This window comes from Paenibacillus sp. FSL R7-0163, assembly GCF_037969975.1.
GTDB classification, from domain to species: domain Bacteria; phylum Bacillota; class Bacilli; order Paenibacillales; family Paenibacillaceae; genus Paenibacillus_AQ; species Paenibacillus_AQ odorifer.
In genome coordinates, this window is record NZ_CP150224.1 from 2,292,658 (window position 1) to 2,311,283 (window position 18,626).

Here is an 18,626-nt window from a genome sequence, read left to right on the forward strand (position 1 = left end):
AGACTGTTCAGTAAAAGGGAAGCCATAAATCCTTTTTGTTGAATAGTCTTTTCTTTGTCTCTTAAGGCATAGTACAATTACATTCTGTAGGTTAGGTTTGAAAATTAACAGCATGTAAGGGGAATCGCTTGATGAAGGAAGTACAAGCTATTTTATTTGATCTGGACAATACTTTAATGGATCGCGACTATACATTTCGCAGCTTTAGCACTCAGTTCGTGCAGGATTTTCTTGGGCATCTGAAACCTGCGGAAGCGCAGGCCGTGATTGAGGATATGATCCACAGAGACGCTGATGGCTATCGTGATAAAGACGGATTTTTCTTAGAACTTAGTGAGATCCTGCCTTGGGAAAAGCCTGTGACGGCTGAACATATCCGGGCGTATTATGATGCGAGCTACATCAATCATGGCGCAGTCATGGAGCATGCTTTGGAGGTTCTGGAGTATTGCGTGGAGCGTGGATATACTTTGGGGCTGGTCACCAACGGTAAAAAAGAAATCCAGAACACCAAAATCGATATTCTCGGCCTGCGAGAGTACTTCAAGGCTATAGTTATATCTGGAGAAGTTGGCATTGCGAAGCCTGATCCTGCGATTTATCAATTGGCACTAGACAAGCTGGGTGCCTCTGCGGATCAAACCTTGTTTATAGGGGATCATCCGGTAAATGATATCTGGGGTGCAGGTAAGGCTGGCCTTGAAGGAATTTGGCTGCAAAGGAAACATCCTTGGGACGATCAGCTGGACATCCGACCTTGGAAAATGATCCGTGAGCTGAAAGAATTAAAGGCTATTTTGTAATCCGGAAAATTTGGGGTTGACATTTTACTGCTGCACCAATTATGATAACAGCATCTTAAATTTCGGAAGGAGACGATGTTTTATGACAGTTTTAAATGTAATGAACTCAACTGTTGTGGATACGTGTCTTCCGGGAACAGCTGCTGCCGAATAATTGATTCGTGCAGTTTAGCAGGTAAGCTCAATTACGCTTATTAGAGCCGCCGGGAACCGTATAGGGTCCGGTGGCTTTTTTGCGTGTGTAGAAAGATTGGATTTGGTGTAATAAATCCACATGTCTATATACCGCCGCCGGAGTCTTTATTTCCGGCGGCTTTTTGTGTTCTCGGAAAACGCCAAGGGGCAAGAAAAAACATAAACATATCTTTTAGGAGGAAATGAATGAATAGCATAAAGCAATATGGTTGGAATGAAAACTGGAGTACAAAATGGAATGAAAAGTGGAGTCATGCAGAGGATAAACAATTTATACCCGGGAGAATCGTTGGTGATTTCGGCAGTAAGTACAAAGTGTTAACTGATGTAGGAGAGACGTGGGGAGAGCTTGCCGGGAAGCTGAGACACACATTTGTAGCCTCGGGTGATTTTCCTGCCATTGGAGACTGGGTAGCATTAGCAATGCAAGATGGCGGCGAGCATGGAATTATACATGGCGTATTGCCCCGGCAGAGTGTGATCTCACGCAAGGTCGCAGGAAATACACAAGATGAGCAAATTGTTGCCTCCAATGTAGACACGTTATTTCTGGTCAGCGCGTTGAATGATGACTTTAATGTTCGCCGGATGGAGAGATATCTGATCATGGCTTGGAATAGTGGGGCAAATCCAGTTATTCTACTCACTAAAGCGGATCTTTGTCCGGATGCAGACAGTAAAATCGCTGAAATGGAGAGCGCGGCTCCCGGAGTATCAGTACATGCTGTTAGTGCATTACAAGATGAAGGGCGCGAGAAGCTGCTGCCTTACATTGGTGAGGGTCAAACAGTAGCTCTAACGGGCTCCTCCGGTTGTGGGAAGTCGACAATGGTCAACTGGCTATGCGGGAAGAACCTTCAGATTACTCAGGATGTTAGAGAAGGGGATAGCCGCGGACGTCATACTACTACCCACCGTGAACTGTTTGTTTTGCCGGATGGGGGGATTATCGTAGATACACCGGGGATGCGGGAGCTGCAGTTCTGGGAAGATGAAGGTGGTCTTGATCTAGCCTTTAGTGATATCAGCGGCCTAGCTATTAAGTGCCGGTTTAGTAACTGTAGTCATGAACGCGAAGAGGGCTGTGCTGTACTTGAAGCAGTCCAAACAGGTGAACTGGAAGAGAAGAGACTAATCAACTACCGAAAAACACAACGAGAAGTATTGTACCAAAATAATAAAGAAGCCAAGCTTAAGAGAAAAAGCGCAGCTTCCACTAAAGTGAGTTCATCCAGAACCAGAGGATACGGATGGCGTAAAGAGCTGGATGAATATTAAAAAGAATTGATATAACGGCATAGACATTGGAAAAGGGCGCCCCTTAGCTTTTGACAGCTAAGGGGCGCCCTTAATTATTGAATTGAATCTAAACGGTTATGGTTTAGAAGGATGCAGCAGTTTCCTTAGCCAGTTGCAATCCGTTTTCAATGATTTCAGCGGATTGTGCTGGAAGTTGGTTGTGGCCTTCGATGATTACTTGTGTAATATCTTTAATTCCCCACAGGTTAAGGTTACCAACGATGAAGTTTACTGCCATTTCAGCACTTGCTGCAGGACCTTCAGAGTAGATACCGCCTCTTGCATTCAGAACGATTGCTTTTTTACCTGTCAAAAGACCAACTGGACCTTCAGCAGTGTAAGAGAATGTTTTACCAGCTTGGCAAAGGTAATCTACATAAGTGTGCAATACAGCAGGTACAGTCATGTTCCACAGTGGGAAACCGAATACTACCTTATCTGCAGCGATGAACTGGTTAAGATATTTATTAACGATAGCGGCACCAGCTGCTTCATCAGGTGTTGCTTCGTATCCTTGAGCGGCTTTATACATACCAGTGATCAGGGTATTGTCGTAGTATGGAAGTTGCTCTGCGAACAGATCAAGCTCAGTGATTTCATCTTCTGGGTTGTTGAGCTTGTAGCTCTCCAAGAATTCATTGTAAAGCTTAACACTTACGGATTGTTCTGCTGGACGGTTGTTTGCTTTAATAAATAGAACTTTAGACATTATGATTTCTCCCTTGCATGTGTGTATTTAATATTAACTATATTTAATATAGCATGTAATCTTTTGTTTGTAAATTATTTTTTTGTCATTGAAATTTGTTTATGCTCAAGGAGTTTGAAAAAATGAAAACAAGGTTAATAGGTGATACAAGAGAAACAGGAAATAATTTCCTGTCTCTATAAGTTCCAGAATGATCTAAAAGGAGCGATTGACATGTCCATCGATCGGTTTATCATTAAAAAATTGGACAGCTGTCACGAAGAGCATACGCGTCAGAATTTAGTGAAGCTATTTAGACTTCGAATCCAAAAAGCTGAAAAAGCAGAGCAGAAGAATTACAAGATCAGCTGATAATTGCTTAGCTCTTCCTAATAGTAGATTTTTCGCTGAATGAGACAGAGTCCTTGGGTTAAAAAAGTCCGTAAATATAGCAGAGCAGTGATCCTCCCGTTAAGGGGGGATCACTGCTCTGCGTTTTTAGTCTTGGGCAGATTGTTTCAGCTTAGAATCAGCAAAGGAAGCTGACCGACCACAAACGTTACTTTGGCAAGTGACATTGTAGCGTCAGGTAAACCGCTACCTCTAATCTGCTGACAAATGCAAAGTCATTTGTTGAGTTACACACTAAGTGACCTTCCAAGTTATCCTCAGCGGCCAACGGACTCAGATGACGTTATATGCGAAATTATGGGCATTAGAGCAGAGTTTCGGACTCCAACGCAGCTATTTAGCTTTTTGAGGTCGTTAATTAGTGTTTTTCGTGCCAATAGTGACTCTGGGGTCCGATAGGATTCTAAATGAGCCAAAAAGCTGCGATTAAGGTCAACTGAGTCCGAAAGCATCCAACAATGAGTCCAATAGCAGTCAGCTATGTGACTAGTCAGTAAACAGCAATTCAATTTTGCTATATAGCAGTCCCAAGTCGAACCAAAGCAAACCATGCAGAACTCAAGCAGAACCAGACAGAACTAAGGTCGCATACTTTAATAGTTGAAGCTATGTATGTGTAAATGGTATCTAATACAAATGATGGCTCGGATTTAGATCAAGATGCTAGAGGGAGCTCCAAAATGGTCAAGAGGTCCCAGCGGTTATTATAGTGTTAAGTGACAACTCCCTGGAATTTCATGTAACCCGCTATACATACATCTGCACCACCGAGTAATAAACATCCATCGCAGGCAACGGACTCAGATGACGTTATATGCGAAATTATGGGCATTAGAGCAGAGTTTCGGACTCCAGCGCAGCTATTCAGCTTTTTGAGGTCGATAATTAGTGTTTTTCGTACCAATAGCGACTCTGGGGTCCAATAGGATTCCAAATGAGTCAAAAAGCTGCGATTAAGGTCTTCTGGGTCCGATAGCAGTCGGCTATGGGGATGGCCGGCAAGCAGCAATCTAAAATGTGCTATGAAATAGCACAAAGCAGTACAAAATAGCACCAAGCAGAACCAAGGTCGCTGATTTTGATAGTAGAAGCTATGTATGCGCAAATGGTATCTAAATCAAACGGAGTGTCATTTTGGATCAAGTTTAGCTTCAAAAAGAAAACGAGTCTAAGCAGCAATTCTTAGTTGCTTAGGACGCTCTTTATTAGAAGCGTAGGACTGCAATGTTGTGACAAAAAAACTACCCCTCCATTAATAGAGGGATAGCGCCAATGAATCATTTTCACTGTAACTGTGCAATATAGCTTCAGAGCCTTTAATTTCGATACTAATCAGAGAATTGAGGCATTTCTGGAGGGCACTTTTGCCCTTTTGAATTTTGAGCTCCAGCGTACTGTTAAGTAATCTAAGTACTTTTTGAGTGGGCTGTTTATTTTCTGTTGTGAAATACACAGGTACAAGTTTGTTCTGAAATGTGATGAGCATTCTCATTTTGAAATCACCTCGCTACAAGTATTTCATGTTAATGATCATACCCCTTGTTTCTTAATTTTACCTTAAAATTAGCTTATGATAACATAAAGATTGCTAGTTTAATATACATTTATATGTAATACAGGAAGGATACAATAATGTGAATGAGAAAGAACGAACGGATTTAACGGATTTAACGGAATTTTTATTTCCAGATCGGGTAACCGACCAAGTAGTATTAAATGAATTGTTAAATACTGCGCCTACAGCAGAAAGGATAGGTAGATTCAAATATAGAGAGAAGGAGAAAACTAAAGATCTGTGTTTGCAAATACATAAGGATAAAATACTAGCCTACTGCAATAATACACCGGACTCTCCTCCGTGTGTGCTGAAGAGCAGAGATGAAACAGAGAGCTTTTGTCTCGAGTTGTTCGAATGTGAGAGAGCGATGGAGCCCTTTGCTCACGGGATTCCGGCGTTGCTAATGTCAAAAAAAAGGTTTGAGGAGCTGAAAAAAGGCTCAGATTCCTCTACGGTTCACAGACTCTCAGAGTGTTTAGCTGCAGAGACAGGGGATGACGTCCATTCCAACCATCTTGCACGAGTGATGAAATGCTTCGACGCAGAGGGAGAATTACGACTTTGCATTTCTAGTGATAATGGCTGGAAGTTTCAGTATGCTAGCTTCATAAGCGATCATTCAAGTGGCTGGTTGCTGCGAATGAGCAGCGATCCTTCCCAAGACTGGATTGTAGCTCTTCCTATATCGAAAGCACAATTATGTAGTTCAGTGGCAGAGTGGGTATTAGATTCCTCCTCTTTTCCTACTTCACAATAACCGTTGAATAGGGAGGAAGAGTAAGCTGATCTGAATTTAAGGTCACTTTGTCAGCAGTTGTCTTTTGGATCTTGGTGTAAGAGATACCTTCGACATTTGGATGAAGCGTAATGATTTGTTCATCTCCAGTTAGGTTATGAACAACGAGGACTTGATCCTTTGTTGTTATACGTTCGTAGGCCATTACCCCTACATTGCCAGAAGTGTAGTCTCGAATTCCGCCATCACGGAGCGCAGGGACTTCGTTTCTTAACGCAATGAATTCGCGGTATCTTTTAAGCAGTGAGCTGCTGTCGTTAGTCTGGCTTTCGACATTAATGCTAACATCATCAGCGTTATTGCTGCCGACCTCCCAAGTAGTCTGCCCCTCACCCTGATCCGCTGTCATCCATCTCATGGGCTCACGAATTCCTTCATCTGGTTTTACACCAAGCATTCCTATTTCTTCACCATAATAAATAAAAGGATTTCCAGGCAAGGTTAACAGCAGGGCTGCTGCCATTTTTGCATGATCCAGATTGCCGTCTAATTGACTCATGACTCTGTTTTGATCATGATTTGTCAAAAAAATCGCATCGGTAAAATGGCTCTCAGATATTTTGGAGTACAGATTATACGTACGTTCCAGCGTAAAGGCAGTCCCGCTGTCTTTTTCAGTTTTCACGGAATTAATAAGAGTTTCCGCTAAACCAAAGTTAAAGCTGGAGTCAAAGGCTTGATCCAAATAAGCCCCTACGGTGACTGCAGAATTCTCCCATACTTCACCAACAATATAAGCTTGAGGATTCACTTCATTCATCGCTTTGCGGAAATCCTGCCACCAAGATACATTTTTATGGGTTGTGGCTTGGCTTTTGTCGGTTAGAAGGTCTTCGTAAATATGTTTAGCAGCGTCTAAACGGAATCCATCAACCCCTTGTTCCAGCCAAAACTTGCCGATATCCTTCATTTCATTACGAACTTCCGTATGATCAAAATTTAGATCAGGCATGCCTTCCCAAAAGCCACCTAGATAATGACTACCCAGTAAAGAGTGCCATGCATTTCCACTACCAGCGGCACTGGCTCCATTCGCAGGACGTCCTTGATCTTCAGCCCATATGTACCAGTCGCGATATTTGCTGTCCTTATTTTTAGCGGAATCTACGAACCAAGGATGTTCTTTGGAGGTGTGATTCACGACCAAATCCATAATTACTTTAATCCCACGTTTATGCGCCTCCGTAACGAGCTCCTGTAAATCCTCAATCGTCCCATAATCTGGATTGATTGCACGATAATCAGTCACATCGTAACCATGATAGCTTGGTGAAGGGTTGATAGGCATAAGCCAAATCCCACCGATCCCCAGATCGTCTGTGGTGTCAGGATTTCCGTCATTTAAGTAATCTAATTTTTTGGAAATCCCTTTGAGGTCACCGATGCCATCCCCGTCAGAGTCATAGAATGAACGAACAAAAATCTCATAATAAACCGTTGAGGGTTGTTCGTCAGTAGTTATCGTTTTTGCAGCGGGAGGTGTTGTAGTATCCTGAACAGTATTTGCTTTTGGCGATGGAAAAGGGGAGGCAGAGGAAGAAATATTGTTATTATTTCCTGAACACCCGGAGAGCAGAAAGGCAGTTAAGCTAAGACCCAAAAGTCCGTTTATTGTGTGTTTTTTGGTGATAGGTGTTGCTTGTTTATCCATATAAAATAACCCCTTCTGCTGCAATTTTCCTATAAAGGAAATGGTAAGCGCTTTAATTCTTATAGTACTGTAATCATATCCTCAGGTAAAACGTTTGCACAGATATAAAAACAGCAAATCCAGTGATATTTATCCATAAATTCAATAAAAACTGCTGATATCATGGATATTCTTTTAATTCCCCACGATATTCGGGATTTTAACCTTTCAGTAGGCATGTGCATATGCTTTAAGCAAGGGCGAAGGACCCGGTAAGAAAGGAGAATGAAGAATGAAGATTCGGAAAAAGCTGTCATTGTCGCTCATGATCATTACTTTATGCTTTTCAGTACTTGCCGGTTGCGGCGGAAAGTCAGAGACGGTAAAGGTGAAGATTGGGGAGGTTACCCGCTCTGTCTTTTATGCACCCGAGTATGTTGCCTTGACTCAAGGTTTCTTCAAAGATGAAGGGCTGGATGTAGAACTGCAGACGATTCCCGGTGGCGATAAAACGATGACTGCATTGCTCTCAGGAGCTATTGATGTGGCGTTGGTTGGTTCAGAAACCTCCATTTACGTGTATCAGCAGGGCTCGGATGATCCGGTCATTAATTTTGCACAGCTGACTCAAAGGGATGGAACATTCCTGTTCGCCCGGAAGGCTGATGGAGATTTTAATTGGGATAAAGTGAAGGGCTCTACCTTCCTTGGTCAAAGAAAAGGCGGAATGCCACAAATGGCAGGCGCGTTTACTTTATCTAAAAAAGGAATTGATCCTGCGAAGGATATTACCTTGATCCAAAATATCGATTTTGCTAATATTGCCGGTGCATTTGCTTCAGGTACTGGTGATTATGTGCAGCTGTTTGAGCCGCAGGCCTCTATCTTCGAACGAGAAGACCGGGGAGCTGTAGTGGCATCGTTTGGGGTAGAGAGCGGTTATTTACCTTACACAGTATTTATGTCAAAGAACAGCTATATAAGCAAAAATGGGGACACCGTGCAAAAGTTCACTAATGCCATCCAGCGTGCTCAGCTTTGGGTGAAGGAACATAGTCCTGAAGAAATTACGGATGCCATAATAACTTATTTTGATAAAACGGATCGTGACATTGTGATTTCTGCTGTAAAACGTTACAAGGAGCAAGACACCTACGCCATTAATCCGGTTGTTGATAATGAAGAATGGAATAATCTGCTAGATGTTATGGATAACGCAGGTGAACTTAAAGAACGTGTTCCAGCAGAAAAAATCGTGAACAATACTTTTGCTGAAAAAGCTGAAAAGACCATAAAGAGCAGTGGCTCTAAATAAGAGAGATAAGATCCTAAAAGGATTTTGTTAACTATAAGGAGGGGATGACCTTGCTTCCAGTAGTGCAATTAAAGGGAGTAACGCATGCCTATCTCGGCGATCGGGAAGCTTCACTGGCCGTTGAGGATCTAAATCTTAATGTCGAGCAAGGAGAGTTCGTCAGCTTAGTAGGCCCAAGTGGCTGTGGCAAGACGACTCTCCTGTCGATTATTGCCGGACTGCTGCAGCCCTCTGAGGGTGAAGTATTCGTAAATGGCCAACCCATTCTAGGCCCTTCACCTGAGGTTGGATATATGCTGCAGCAGGATTATCTTTTTCCTTGGCGGAGTATTCTTGACAATGCTGTGCTTGGACTGGAGCTGACCGGAAGCTTAAACGAGGAGAGCCATAAACGGACTTTGGAGCTGCTTCGCGAGATGGGATTAGAAGGGAAAGAACATGCCTATCCTTCTCAGCTATCCGGAGGGATGCGGCAACGGGTGGCTCTTGTACGAACATTAGCTACCAATCCAGGACTGCTGCTGCTAGACGAGCCGTTCTCGGCACTTGATTATCAGATCAAACTTCAGCTGGAGGATTTAGTCTCAGAGACCTTACGCAGCCGGGGAACCACGGCTATTTTGGTCACGCATGATCTGTCAGAAGCGATTGCGGTCAGCAGTAGGGTTATTTTATTGCAGCGAAATCCAGGGAAGATTCGTAAAGTTTTTCCTGTTCCGGAGCTAATCCGCTCAGCCCCACCGCTGTATGCGCGTGATCAGCCAGGGTTTGCGGAGCTTTTTCATGAAGTATGGACAGAGATGGAGATCGCAGGGAGGGAAAGCTAATGAAACGAACAGAGCAAGCGGGAGTTTTAGCTTCCCGTGAACTGTGGCTGCAGCAAATGCATGTGGATTTCAAAAAAAGAAAGCAGCGCCGGCGTAATCAGGTAATCGCTGTAAGAAGCAGTCTGTTGCTGCTGTTCTTTGTGCTGTGGGAAGCGGGAGCAAGAATGGGCTGGATTGATGAGTTATTGTTCAGCTACCCGACAAAAATCTTCAAGCAGATTTGGCAGGATATGATCAGTGGAAGCTTGTGGCCTCATTTGGGGATGACGGTAGGAGAGACTGCGGTAGGGTTTGTTCTGGGAACCTTGTTAGGAACGCTGCTGGCAGTGATTATTTGGTGGTCTCCGTTTTTATCAGCGGTGCTTGATCCGTTTATGGTTGTCTTTAACAGTATGCCGAAGGTGGCCTTGGGGCCGATTTTTATCGTAATGTTCGGGGCGGGTTTCACCGCTATCGTTGTAACAACCTTATCGATTACGGTGATCATTACTACACTTGTTGTTTACAATAGCTTTTGTAGTGTGGATCCTAATCTTGTGAAGGTGGTTCGTTCTTTTGGAGCTTCTAAAGTTCAGGTGTTTTTTAAAGTGATTCTTCCGGCATCTTTTCCAACGGTTGTCTCTACCCTAAAGGTGAATGTGGGTATGTCATGGGTCGGGGTTATCGTGGGAGAGTTTCTAGTAGCAAAATCCGGTCTTGGGTACCTGATCATATATGGATTCCAGGTGTTTAATTTCACGCTTGTGATGTCCAGTCTGCTGATTATCGCAGCCGTAGCAACGGCAATGTATCAACTGGTAGTGTATCTGGAGAAGCGCTTGTTATACCGGCGGTAAGTCTAATGTAACGTTGTGTCCGTACACAAAATCTTGTAACATGTCTATATCTTTACCTATTAACGGTTAGTGCTTTTAAGGAGAGATAGGGTTATGGGATTTCGTGTGATTAAAACAGCTGCTGCGACGTTAATGTCCGTTCTTCTCGCGTCTGCAGTAGGCATACCCAATGCACAAAGTGCAGGGCTTTTAGCCATTTTGGGTGTGGAGGTTACCTTGAAAAGGAGTTTCCGGACGATAACGGCGCGTTTTTTGGCCTCGCTCGTGGGACTCTTTTTTGGGTGTATTTTATTTTGGATATTAGGGTTTCATTACTGGGTGCTTGGACTATACGTTCTGGTTGGCTTTCCGATGATTGTGAAGTCTGGCTACAAGGAAGGGATTGTCACTAGCTCTGTTATTGTGTTTCGTGTTTTTGGACAAGCTGAGTTATCGCTTCATGTGTTGTTGCAGCAAGTAGAGCTTCTGGCCATAGGTCTCGGTTCAGCGGGGGTGGTTAACTTGATTTACATGCCACAGACCGGGGGAGTTATTTATGGAATCCGCAAGGAAGTGGATCGATACTTTTCAGTTATTTTTACTCAGATGGCCCGTACTTTGCGTGAACCTGCGTATATGTGGGATGGCAAAGAATTAATTGATGCGGATAATGCAGTGCAGCGGGGACTGACTGCCGCTACTCGTGAGATGGAGAATCATGTGATTCATCCTGATGAAGCTTGGAATGTCTATTTCTATATGCGTAAGGAGCAGCTGGAATCGATTCAAAGCATGATGCAGCTGATTTCTCAAGTATATCGCCATTTACCGCATGGAGAGATGGTAGCTGAATTGTTCGACCAGCTTAGCGGAGATGTTTTGGCTGAAGAATATACAGGCCGCACGGAACATTTGCTGGAAGAGCTTGAACAAGAATTTGAAAGCATGGATTTGCCGGAGACACGTGAGGAATTCGAAGTGCGATCAGCGATTCTGCAGCTTTGCAGAGAATTGGCACTTTATTTGAAAATTGCGAAACGCCATAAAATACCGGTCAGCTATAAGCCTGAGAAACGTTTGCTCACCCGGAAAAAAGCTTAAAATTAGGCTTTAATAAAGTGAAGTATTAACATTCGCCCCTGAAATCACGATAAAATATGTATGAACTAAAAGTTGATCTCCGAAAGGGATTAACAATTATAGGGTGAGTTCAAATTCAAGCAGGAAATTCATATACGAATTTTCCGCATTGGCAGGTGAGGCGTATGGACAAAGATATGGAATCATTTATCGGAAAACAACTTGTAGCTAACCTCTTTAATGACAAAGGAGTATTTGTTTTACCCGCATTGACTTTATTGAGTGCTGAACATATTAGATTAATTCGACAACATAAGATCACTCTGGAATCTCATGACGTCGTCCAGCTGGATAGCGCGGAATTTTTCCAGCTTGCAATTGATGATTGTACAGCTGCGATTGAGAATATTTTTGAACAGATTCGTCATAACAAAAATAAAAGAATTCCTATGCTGGAAGTTAGAAATGAAGTGATTCCGTTTATCCAGCAGGTAAGCGAAAAGAATGACTTCTACGGAGTATTGGCTGCTTTGCAGACCAAAGATGATTATACATACAGACATAATGTAGCCGTGGGCATAATATCTACCTTGCTAGGCAAATGGCTGAAGCTAAAGTCTGAGGATTTGAGCATGTTGACCATTGCAGCGACTCTTCATGATATCGGCAAAATGAGAATCCCGGATGACATATTAACCAAGCCCGGTCCATTATCCGACGAAGAGTTTCAGCTGATGAAAAAGCATACGACCTTTGGGTATGAGATGATCAGGGATACGGTAGGCACAAACCATACCCAAGCGCTAGTAGCCTTACAGCATCATGAAAGAATGGACGGCAGTGGTTATCCATTTGGTGTGCTTGGGAACCGGATTACTGATTTCAGTAAAATCGTTGCTGTGGCTGATGTGTTTCACGCGATGACCTCCGACCGTTTTTATCGCAAAGCGGCTCCTTTATACGAAGTATTACTGCAAATGGAGGAGAGTGTGTTCGGTAAGCTCGACCCTTATATTTGCAGAGTGTTTATTAATAAGTTAATGCAGTCAATGCTAGGGAACGAAGTGGAATTGACAGATGGGCGAAAAGGAAAAATTGTTATGATTCTTGCTACAGACCCTTTGCGGCCACTGGTGAATATTGATGAGGATTTTATTGACTTAAGCAAACATAGATCGCTTGGAATTGTGCGGGTAATCCCGCAATAGCTGGTGTTTTAAGGTTTTTTGAGGGGTCAGGAATGGCTCTGGAACAGGTTGGACCATTTTTGGAATCTACTCATATATGTACAAATTTTGAAATAAAATGAACTATGAGTCTCCTGAAAAAGCCTTCTTGAGGGCTTACTCAAATTTATTTATAGTCTAACAATCAACAAATGCCTAGAACCTGCATACACTTGATAGTGAATGATTGTATGGAGGAGGTTCAAAGATGTCATTAAGCCATAAACGTCAAACAAGGGAGATCATTACGAAGGCAATTTGCGGCAAAGGTCGTAAGTTCTCTACAGCAACCCATACCGTGACTCCGCCACATCATCCGACTAGTATTTTGGGGGCTTGGATTATCAACCACCAATACGAAGCGGTTGCCGCCGGGAACGGAATCGAAGTAATTGGTACTTATGATGTAAACATCTGGTACTCGTACGACAAGAACAAGCAGACCGAGGTAGCAAAGGAAACAGTCTCTTATGTGGAGCTCATCCCGCTTTCCTACCTGGACACGAGACACCGCACTTCAACAGTTGAGGTCTCTGCGGAGGCAACGCAGGAACCCAACTGTGTAGAAGCGGGCGTATCGCCAGGCGGAGGCAGTGTGACACTTCGCGTAGAGCGCGAATTCGAAGTGGAGTTGGTGGCTGAGACCAAAGTCCGTGTGTATGTCACTGAGCAAAGTGATGATCCAGAAGACAAGGATTATGATTTTGAAGGTGATAGCTTCGATTACGATGATCTGGACCCTGACAATCTGGATGATGAGCTGTAAGGAAGGATACGCCGCCGTTAACTGAGTATCAATGGGTTATGGTCCATTATATGTAGGGAGTGCGGCGGCGTAGAGGGCGAATGCCCTCCTTTTTTTTATTTATTTTTAGGATGAAAAAAGGTTCACGCTCGGATGGAGGCGCTAAAGAGTATGAATGAAGGTCTTAAGGTGTATTCAGAATTGTCTGTGGCAGAGAGAGAGTCTAGATTGCTTAGAAGCGGAGTTGAAGCAACGCTGACGCCATCTGTAAAACGTTTTGTCGATACATATGCTTTACACGCTACTGAGAAGGGGCACAGGCAGTGTTATAAGATATTGGTTTATCATTTGACTGTGCTCCACATCTCTTTGCTTGGAGCGGGTCTTGGAATGCGTGCGGCCACCGATAATTATAGCGAAGCTGTGAGCTTTGCTAATGCCGAGAGCAATACCACGGGAGGCCGAGTGCGGGGAGAGCTTCGCGGGGTGATGAAATTGCTCCAGCGGATTGCTGTCCGCACGCTGTACAGCTTGGGGCTGGATAGCGGTGAGGTACTGCTGAGGGCAATGGGGAACCGGAGGTATGTGGTGGAGGGAGTCACTCCACTAGTAAAGACCTCCGGGCAACGATTGCCCGAGCCTTATCGTTCCGCAGCGTTAGCGCTGGAACGAAAGCTGGATCTGGAGCAGCCGGGCCGCAGCGGCTTGCTGATGGGTATGGACCCGGAGTTCATCATCCTCCGGGAATCCACCGGCCGCGTCGTGCCTGCGTCGCGGTACCTGCCCACGGACGGCGTCGCAGGCTGCGACGCCGGACCTCCGGGAACGCGCGGCGCGTTCCCGGTCGCCGAGCTGCGCCCTCAGCCGCGCGGGGAACCGCGCGCACTGCTGGCGCAGCTGATGTCCGCCGCGGCGCTGGCGGACCGGCTCATCGCCGACCGCTCGCTGCGCTGGCGGGCGGGAGGCATGCCGCTGACGGGCTGGGCCCTCGGCGGCCATCTGCACTTCAGCGGCGTGACGCTGACGGCGCCGCTGCTGCGCGCGCTCGATAACTATCTCGCGCTGCCCATGCTTCTACTCGAAGACGTCCGCGCAGGGGCGCGTCGTCCCCGATACGGCGTGCTCGGCGATTTCCGGACTCAGCCGCATGGCGGCTTCGAGTACCGGACCTTGCCGAGCTTCCTGGTATCCCCGGTCATCGCTAAAGGCGCGGTCTATCTGGCTCATCTGATCGTGAGCCATTATGAGGACCTGACGCAACGCCCGCTAGACCGGGAAGACCTGCATATCGCCTACTACAGCGGCGATAAACCTCCGCTGCGCGCCGCAATCCCCCCATTGCTGGCGCAGCTGCGTTCCCTAGGCGGCTACGAGATTGCCGCCCCCTATATCGAGCCTTTATTCGAATATATTGCCGCTGAGCGGACGTGGGATGAGTCGCGTGATATACGTGAGTTATGGTGCAGCAAAGTAAAAATGTGATATTTTACTATTTGGTCTACATGTTAACGATGGTCCATGAACCGATATCTTGAAAGCCAAGTCGTTTATAAATAACTCCGGCATGTGGGTTGTCATAAAAGAGGCATAATGACTTTCCTTCATGAAGCAGGTCTGCACATAGCTGTGCCATTACGCGCGAAGCAAGGCCTTGCTCTCTGAATGCTTGATGTGTGGCAACCCCGACAATCATCGCTGACATGGAATTTTCCGCTGAAGTTGAAGCTGTGACAATGACCTTATCTTCCCGTTCCATATAATACGTGCGGCCGGTGTTGCTTTCCAGCGTTTTACGCAGGCTGGTTCTTGAACCATTCCGGCTGCTTTCAAATTCTTCAATGGTATCGGTGAGTGCGCAAATCGCTTCTACATCCTGAACTGTAGCTTTTTTGATAGGCTCAGCTGAAGAGAAGGACTCACTTATTTTATTGTTCATATCTTTTAATTCAGCAAAATACAGCTGTTTTACTTGTTTGAAATTAATTTCCCCGTCAAAAGCCTTCACCACCTCTGAGGCTCCGGAGATCATATGCATGTCATTATCCTTTCGGATAATCTCAGCGAACCCCTCGACATCAAAAGGGCCATCTGCATAAGGAAGGTAGCTTCTATAGAAGCGCAGCAGAACGGCTTTTATCCGCCCGTCAGCTGGATCAATCTCTCCCCACAAATCCATGAAATCCTGTTCAAACCCAAAATTCTCCACATCGCCAATGATAAATAAATTAAGCGCCGGCTCTTTCCGCAGCAATGCCATCAGCAGCTCTTGATCATCCTTCGTTAGCTTTCGTATCATATTGTATTCTCCTTTGATTTTCATATGGGCTGATGCTCTGTGTTAATATTTTACAATATTTAAAAGCAGAAGAATATACCTCCTGTAAGTGTTTGTCTGATAAGTATTCTAGTCTTTCGTTGTACTAATGTGAGGTTTCAGGGTAACTTTGTCCACCAATTTTCTGTTATAATGGGGGACAGCATTAAATAGGCATGGAGGTTGACCATGGCACAATATACGCCGATGATAGAGCAATATTTAAAGGTAAAGGAAGGGGCTAAGGATGCCTTCCTATTTTTTAGACTGGGCGATTTCTATGAAATGTTCTTTGAAGATGCCATTTTGGCTTCCAAGGAGCTTGAGATTACGTTGACAGGCCGCGAAGGCGGGGGCGAGGAGAAAATCCCTATGTGTGGAGTGCCTTACCACGCCGCCGAGGGATATATTCAACGCCTGATAGAAAAAGGATATAAAGTCGCCATTTGTGAGCAGTTAGAGGATGCTTCAGTCACGAAAGGCATGGTGAAGCGGGATATTGTACGCGTCGTGACACCAGGAACCGTGATGGATGGAAAAATCATTGCTGACAAGAGCAACAACTACCTCGTTTGCGTTACCGAAAGTGACGGAATGATGGCATTAGCTGCCTGCGATTTAACAACTGGTGAGCTATATGTTACTTCGGTATTATCTGGAGCCGAATGGCTGCGTGATGAGATTGGCATCTATGAACCGGCTGAGATCATCGGAGACGCTGCACTGTTGGAGATTCTGCGAAGCGAAACGCCGCTGTTAGCCAAACCTGTAGTTTACACCCCTTGGGAGAAACGCGAGGAGGAGCTGGCACGTCGTCAGTTCGGTGAAGCGGCATGGGTACGTCTAGAGAAGGAACGTGGACAATGTCTGGCGCTTCTGATCTCTTATCTGAATGAGACCCAGCGGCGTTCGTTAGGGCAGCTTAGTCAGATTTCTCCTTATGAACCAGGCAATTATATGATTCTAGATCCATTTACACGCCGGAACCTTGAACTAACCGAAACGGTTCGCGAACGCTCCAAAAAAGGATCCTTGCTCTGGCTGCTGGATCGAACGGAAACGTCGATGGGCGCCCGTCTGTTGCGCCGTAGAATTGATAAGCCGCTATTGCAGCGAGCTCCGATCGAACGGCGCCTAGAGGCTGTCGATTATTTGTACAATCAGTTTATCGTTCGCGAGGACCTGCGTTTAGCGCTTAAAGAAATTTATGATTTGGAGCGGTTGGTGGGTCGTATTGCTTTTGGCAGCGCCAATGGCCGTGATATGAATGCCCTGAAATTATCGCTGGCGCAAATTCCTGCATTGAAGGAATTATGTATGACCTCCGGTTCAGCTACTTTACGAGAGATCGGTGCAAGCATGGATGAATGCGCCGAGCTGCGAGAGGACATTGACCGTGCAATCGTCGAGGATGCCCCGGTGTCTGTGCGCGACGGTGGAATTATCCGTTCCGGTTATCATGAACGTTTAGACGAGCTTAGGGAAGCTAGCAGTAACGGTAAACGTTGGATCGCTGAACTGGAGGCTAAGGAAAGACAGGCCACTGGCATTAAGTCACTGAAGATCGGCTATAACAAAATCTTCGGTTATTTCATAGAGATCACCAAATCCAATCTGGCTGCATTGCCGGAAGGACGTTATGAACGCAAACAGACGCTTGCTAACGCAGAGCGTTTTGTCACACCTGAGCTTAAAGAGAAGGAAGCACTTATTCTTGAAGCTCAGGATAAAATGACGGATTTGGAATACAGCCTCTTTACCGAGCTGCGTAATCGCATCAACGGGCAAATCCCCCGCCTGCAAAATCTTGCAGAAAAGGTTGCCGAGATTGATGTGTATCAATGCTTGGCGGCAGTTAGTGCCGAACATCGTTTTGTGAAGCCAGTCCTTTCGGATGGTTATGATCTTCGGCTTGAAGGGGGCCGTCATCCTGTTGTGGAGGCGGTGCTTAAAGATTCCGCGTTTATTGCAAATGGAAGCACGCTGAGTAAGGAAGAAGGTAACATTCTTCTAATTACAGGTCCTAATATGGCGGGCAAAAGCACCTACATGCGTCAGGTGGCGCTGATCTGCATCATGGCTCAGATTGGATGTTTTGTTCCAGCAAACAGTGCTGAAGTTCCGCTTATAGACCGGATCTTTACTCGTATTGGAGCAGCTGATGATTTGATCGGTGGTCAAAGTACATTTATGGTGGAAATGGCTGACATCCAGGTTATGACAGAGAAAGCAACAGCTCGCAGCTTGATTATTATTGATGAGCTGGGAAGAGGTACCTCGACCAGTGAAGGTATGGCCATCGCTCAGGCGGTTATTGAATATGTACATGATGTTATTTCTTGCAAAGCTCTAGTTTCGACCCATTTTCATGAATTGGCTCATTTGGAAGGGAGTCTTAAAGGACTGCGGAATTACTCTATGGCTGTTCAAGAGAGCGGCGATAAAGTAAACTTCCTGCGCAAGCTAGTTCCTGGAGCGGCTGACAGCAGCTATGGGATCTATTGTGCACGTCTTGCGGGTCTTCCTGAAGGGATTATTGACCGAGCTTATGGTCTCTTACAGAGCATTGAGCAGGCAGCCCATCCTGGTGGTACTGAACTTCATTACGGGGGAAGCCTCGAAAGACAGGCGGCTGTAAGAGAAGTTGCTAGCACATCTTCCGTGGCGCAAGCCGTAAGTGTCATCACTGAGGCACCTGTAGAAAATGAGGTTGTTCAGTTGTCTATCTTTGGTGAGGAAGAACCACCCAAGAACCGCAAAGGTAGTGCACATCAAGTAGCGGTAACTGAAATCCATGAGAATCCCGCGCTAAAAGAGTTCATTTCTTCTGTGCGTGACGCTGATCTTATGAATATGACGCCGCTGCAGGCGATGAGTCTGTTGAACGAGCTGAAGATGAAGGTTAAGGATCTGCAATAAAGATT

The 18,626-nt window shown here is 45.3% G+C and carries 16 protein-coding genes; 12 read left to right on the forward strand and 4 right to left on the reverse strand.

Translation table 11 applies throughout. The features are described from left to right. Nucleotides 1-131: 131 nt before the first annotated feature. Both NST45_RS10125 and rsgA read left to right on the forward strand, forming a co-directional pair. Complete coding sequence (locus NST45_RS10125; RefSeq protein ID WP_036688002.1) at nt 132-803, forward strand: HAD family hydrolase; 672 nt, start codon at nt 132-134, stop codon at nt 801-803. A gap of 381 nt (nt 804-1,184) precedes the next feature. Beyond that, on the forward strand, nt 1,185-2,276 hold the full coding sequence (gene rsgA / locus NST45_RS10130) for a ribosome small subunit-dependent GTPase A (RefSeq protein WP_076142121.1): 1,092 nt from the start codon (nt 1,185-1,187) through the stop codon (nt 2,274-2,276). A 103-nt stretch (nt 2,277-2,379) separates the two neighbouring features. Here the strand turns inward: rsgA and NST45_RS10135 are convergent, their stop codons facing one another. After that, complete coding sequence (locus NST45_RS10135; protein WP_036687999.1) at nt 2,380-3,006, reverse strand: FMN-dependent NADH-azoreductase; 627 nt, start codon at nt 3,004-3,006, stop codon at nt 2,380-2,382. A gap of 213 nt (nt 3,007-3,219) precedes the next feature. Here NST45_RS10135 and NST45_RS10140 point away from each other — a divergent pair, with 213 nt between their 5' ends. Further along, complete coding sequence (locus NST45_RS10140; RefSeq protein WP_170914292.1) at nt 3,220-3,357, forward strand: hypothetical protein; 138 nt, start codon at nt 3,220-3,222, stop codon at nt 3,355-3,357. Nucleotides 3,358-4,648: 1,291 nt separating this feature from the next. Here the strand turns inward: NST45_RS10140 and NST45_RS10145 are convergent. Further along, nucleotides 4,649-4,888, reverse strand: a complete 240-nt coding sequence (locus NST45_RS10145; RefSeq protein ID WP_036687997.1) for a hypothetical protein — start codon at nt 4,886-4,888, stop codon at nt 4,649-4,651. 142 nt (nt 4,889-5,030) lie between these two features. Between NST45_RS10145 and NST45_RS10150 the strand changes: the two genes are divergently transcribed. Continuing rightward, the gene (locus NST45_RS10150) at nt 5,031-5,711 is read left to right on the forward strand and encodes a hypothetical protein (protein ID WP_076098755.1); all 681 of its coding nucleotides are present in this window, start codon (nt 5,031-5,033) and stop codon (nt 5,709-5,711) included. Here the strand turns inward: NST45_RS10150 and NST45_RS10155 are convergent. Next, nucleotides 5,698-7,401 carry an alpha-amylase family glycosyl hydrolase gene (locus NST45_RS10155; protein WP_076142120.1) on the reverse strand — a complete coding sequence of 568 codons (1,704 nt, stop codon included), beginning with the start codon at nt 7,399-7,401 and terminating at the stop codon, nt 5,698-5,700. The genes NST45_RS10150 and NST45_RS10155 overlap by 14 nt on opposite strands. A gap of 271 nt (nt 7,402-7,672) precedes the next feature. Between NST45_RS10155 and NST45_RS10160 the strand changes: the two genes are divergently transcribed. The 7 genes from NST45_RS10160 (at nt 7,673) to NST45_RS10190 (ending at nt 14,870) form a co-directional block, all read left to right on the forward strand. Then, on the forward strand, nt 7,673-8,695 hold the full coding sequence (locus NST45_RS10160; protein WP_038571597.1) for an ABC transporter substrate-binding protein: 1,023 nt from the start codon (nt 7,673-7,675) through the stop codon (nt 8,693-8,695). Between the two features lie 50 nt (nt 8,696-8,745). Then, nucleotides 8,746-9,522, forward strand: coding sequence for an ABC transporter ATP-binding protein (locus NST45_RS10165; RefSeq protein WP_339210070.1), 777 nt, complete (start codon nt 8,746-8,748; stop codon nt 9,520-9,522). After that, the gene (locus NST45_RS10170; protein ID WP_076273296.1) at nt 9,522-10,358 is read left to right on the forward strand and encodes an ABC transporter permease; all 837 of its coding nucleotides are present in this window, start codon (nt 9,522-9,524) and stop codon (nt 10,356-10,358) included. Before NST45_RS10165 ends, NST45_RS10170 begins: the two co-directional genes overlap by 1 nt. Before the next feature lie 93 nt (nt 10,359-10,451). Beyond that, the gene (locus NST45_RS10175; protein WP_036687757.1) at nt 10,452-11,438 is read left to right on the forward strand and encodes an aromatic acid exporter family protein; all 987 of its coding nucleotides are present in this window, start codon (nt 10,452-10,454) and stop codon (nt 11,436-11,438) included. 164 nt (nt 11,439-11,602) lie between these two features. Then, entirely contained in the window at nt 11,603-12,625 is a 1,023-nt protein-coding gene (locus tag NST45_RS10180; RefSeq protein ID WP_051491532.1) for an HD-GYP domain-containing protein, read from the forward strand. Nucleotides 12,626-12,851: 226 nt separating this feature from the next. Next, complete coding sequence (locus tag NST45_RS10185; RefSeq protein ID WP_036687755.1) at nt 12,852-13,409, forward strand: outer spore coat protein CotE; 558 nt, start codon at nt 12,852-12,854, stop codon at nt 13,407-13,409. 150 nt (nt 13,410-13,559) lie between these two features. After that, nucleotides 13,560-14,870 (forward strand): hypothetical protein, encoded by a 1,311-nt coding sequence (locus NST45_RS10190; protein WP_339210067.1) that lies wholly within the window; start codon nt 13,560-13,562, stop codon nt 14,868-14,870. A gap of 16 nt (nt 14,871-14,886) precedes the next feature. Here NST45_RS10190 and NST45_RS10195 read toward each other — a convergent pair whose 3' ends face one another. Beyond that, nucleotides 14,887-15,684 carry a GNAT family N-acetyltransferase gene (locus NST45_RS10195; RefSeq protein ID WP_038571594.1) on the reverse strand — a complete coding sequence of 266 codons (798 nt, stop codon included), beginning with the start codon at nt 15,682-15,684 and terminating at the stop codon, nt 14,887-14,889. 207 nt (nt 15,685-15,891) lie between these two features. Between NST45_RS10195 and mutS the strand changes: the two genes are divergently transcribed. Then, entirely contained in the window at nt 15,892-18,621 is a 2,730-nt protein-coding gene (mutS, locus tag NST45_RS10200; RefSeq protein ID WP_339825526.1) for a DNA mismatch repair protein MutS, read from the forward strand. Nucleotides 18,622-18,626 lie beyond the last annotated feature (5 nt).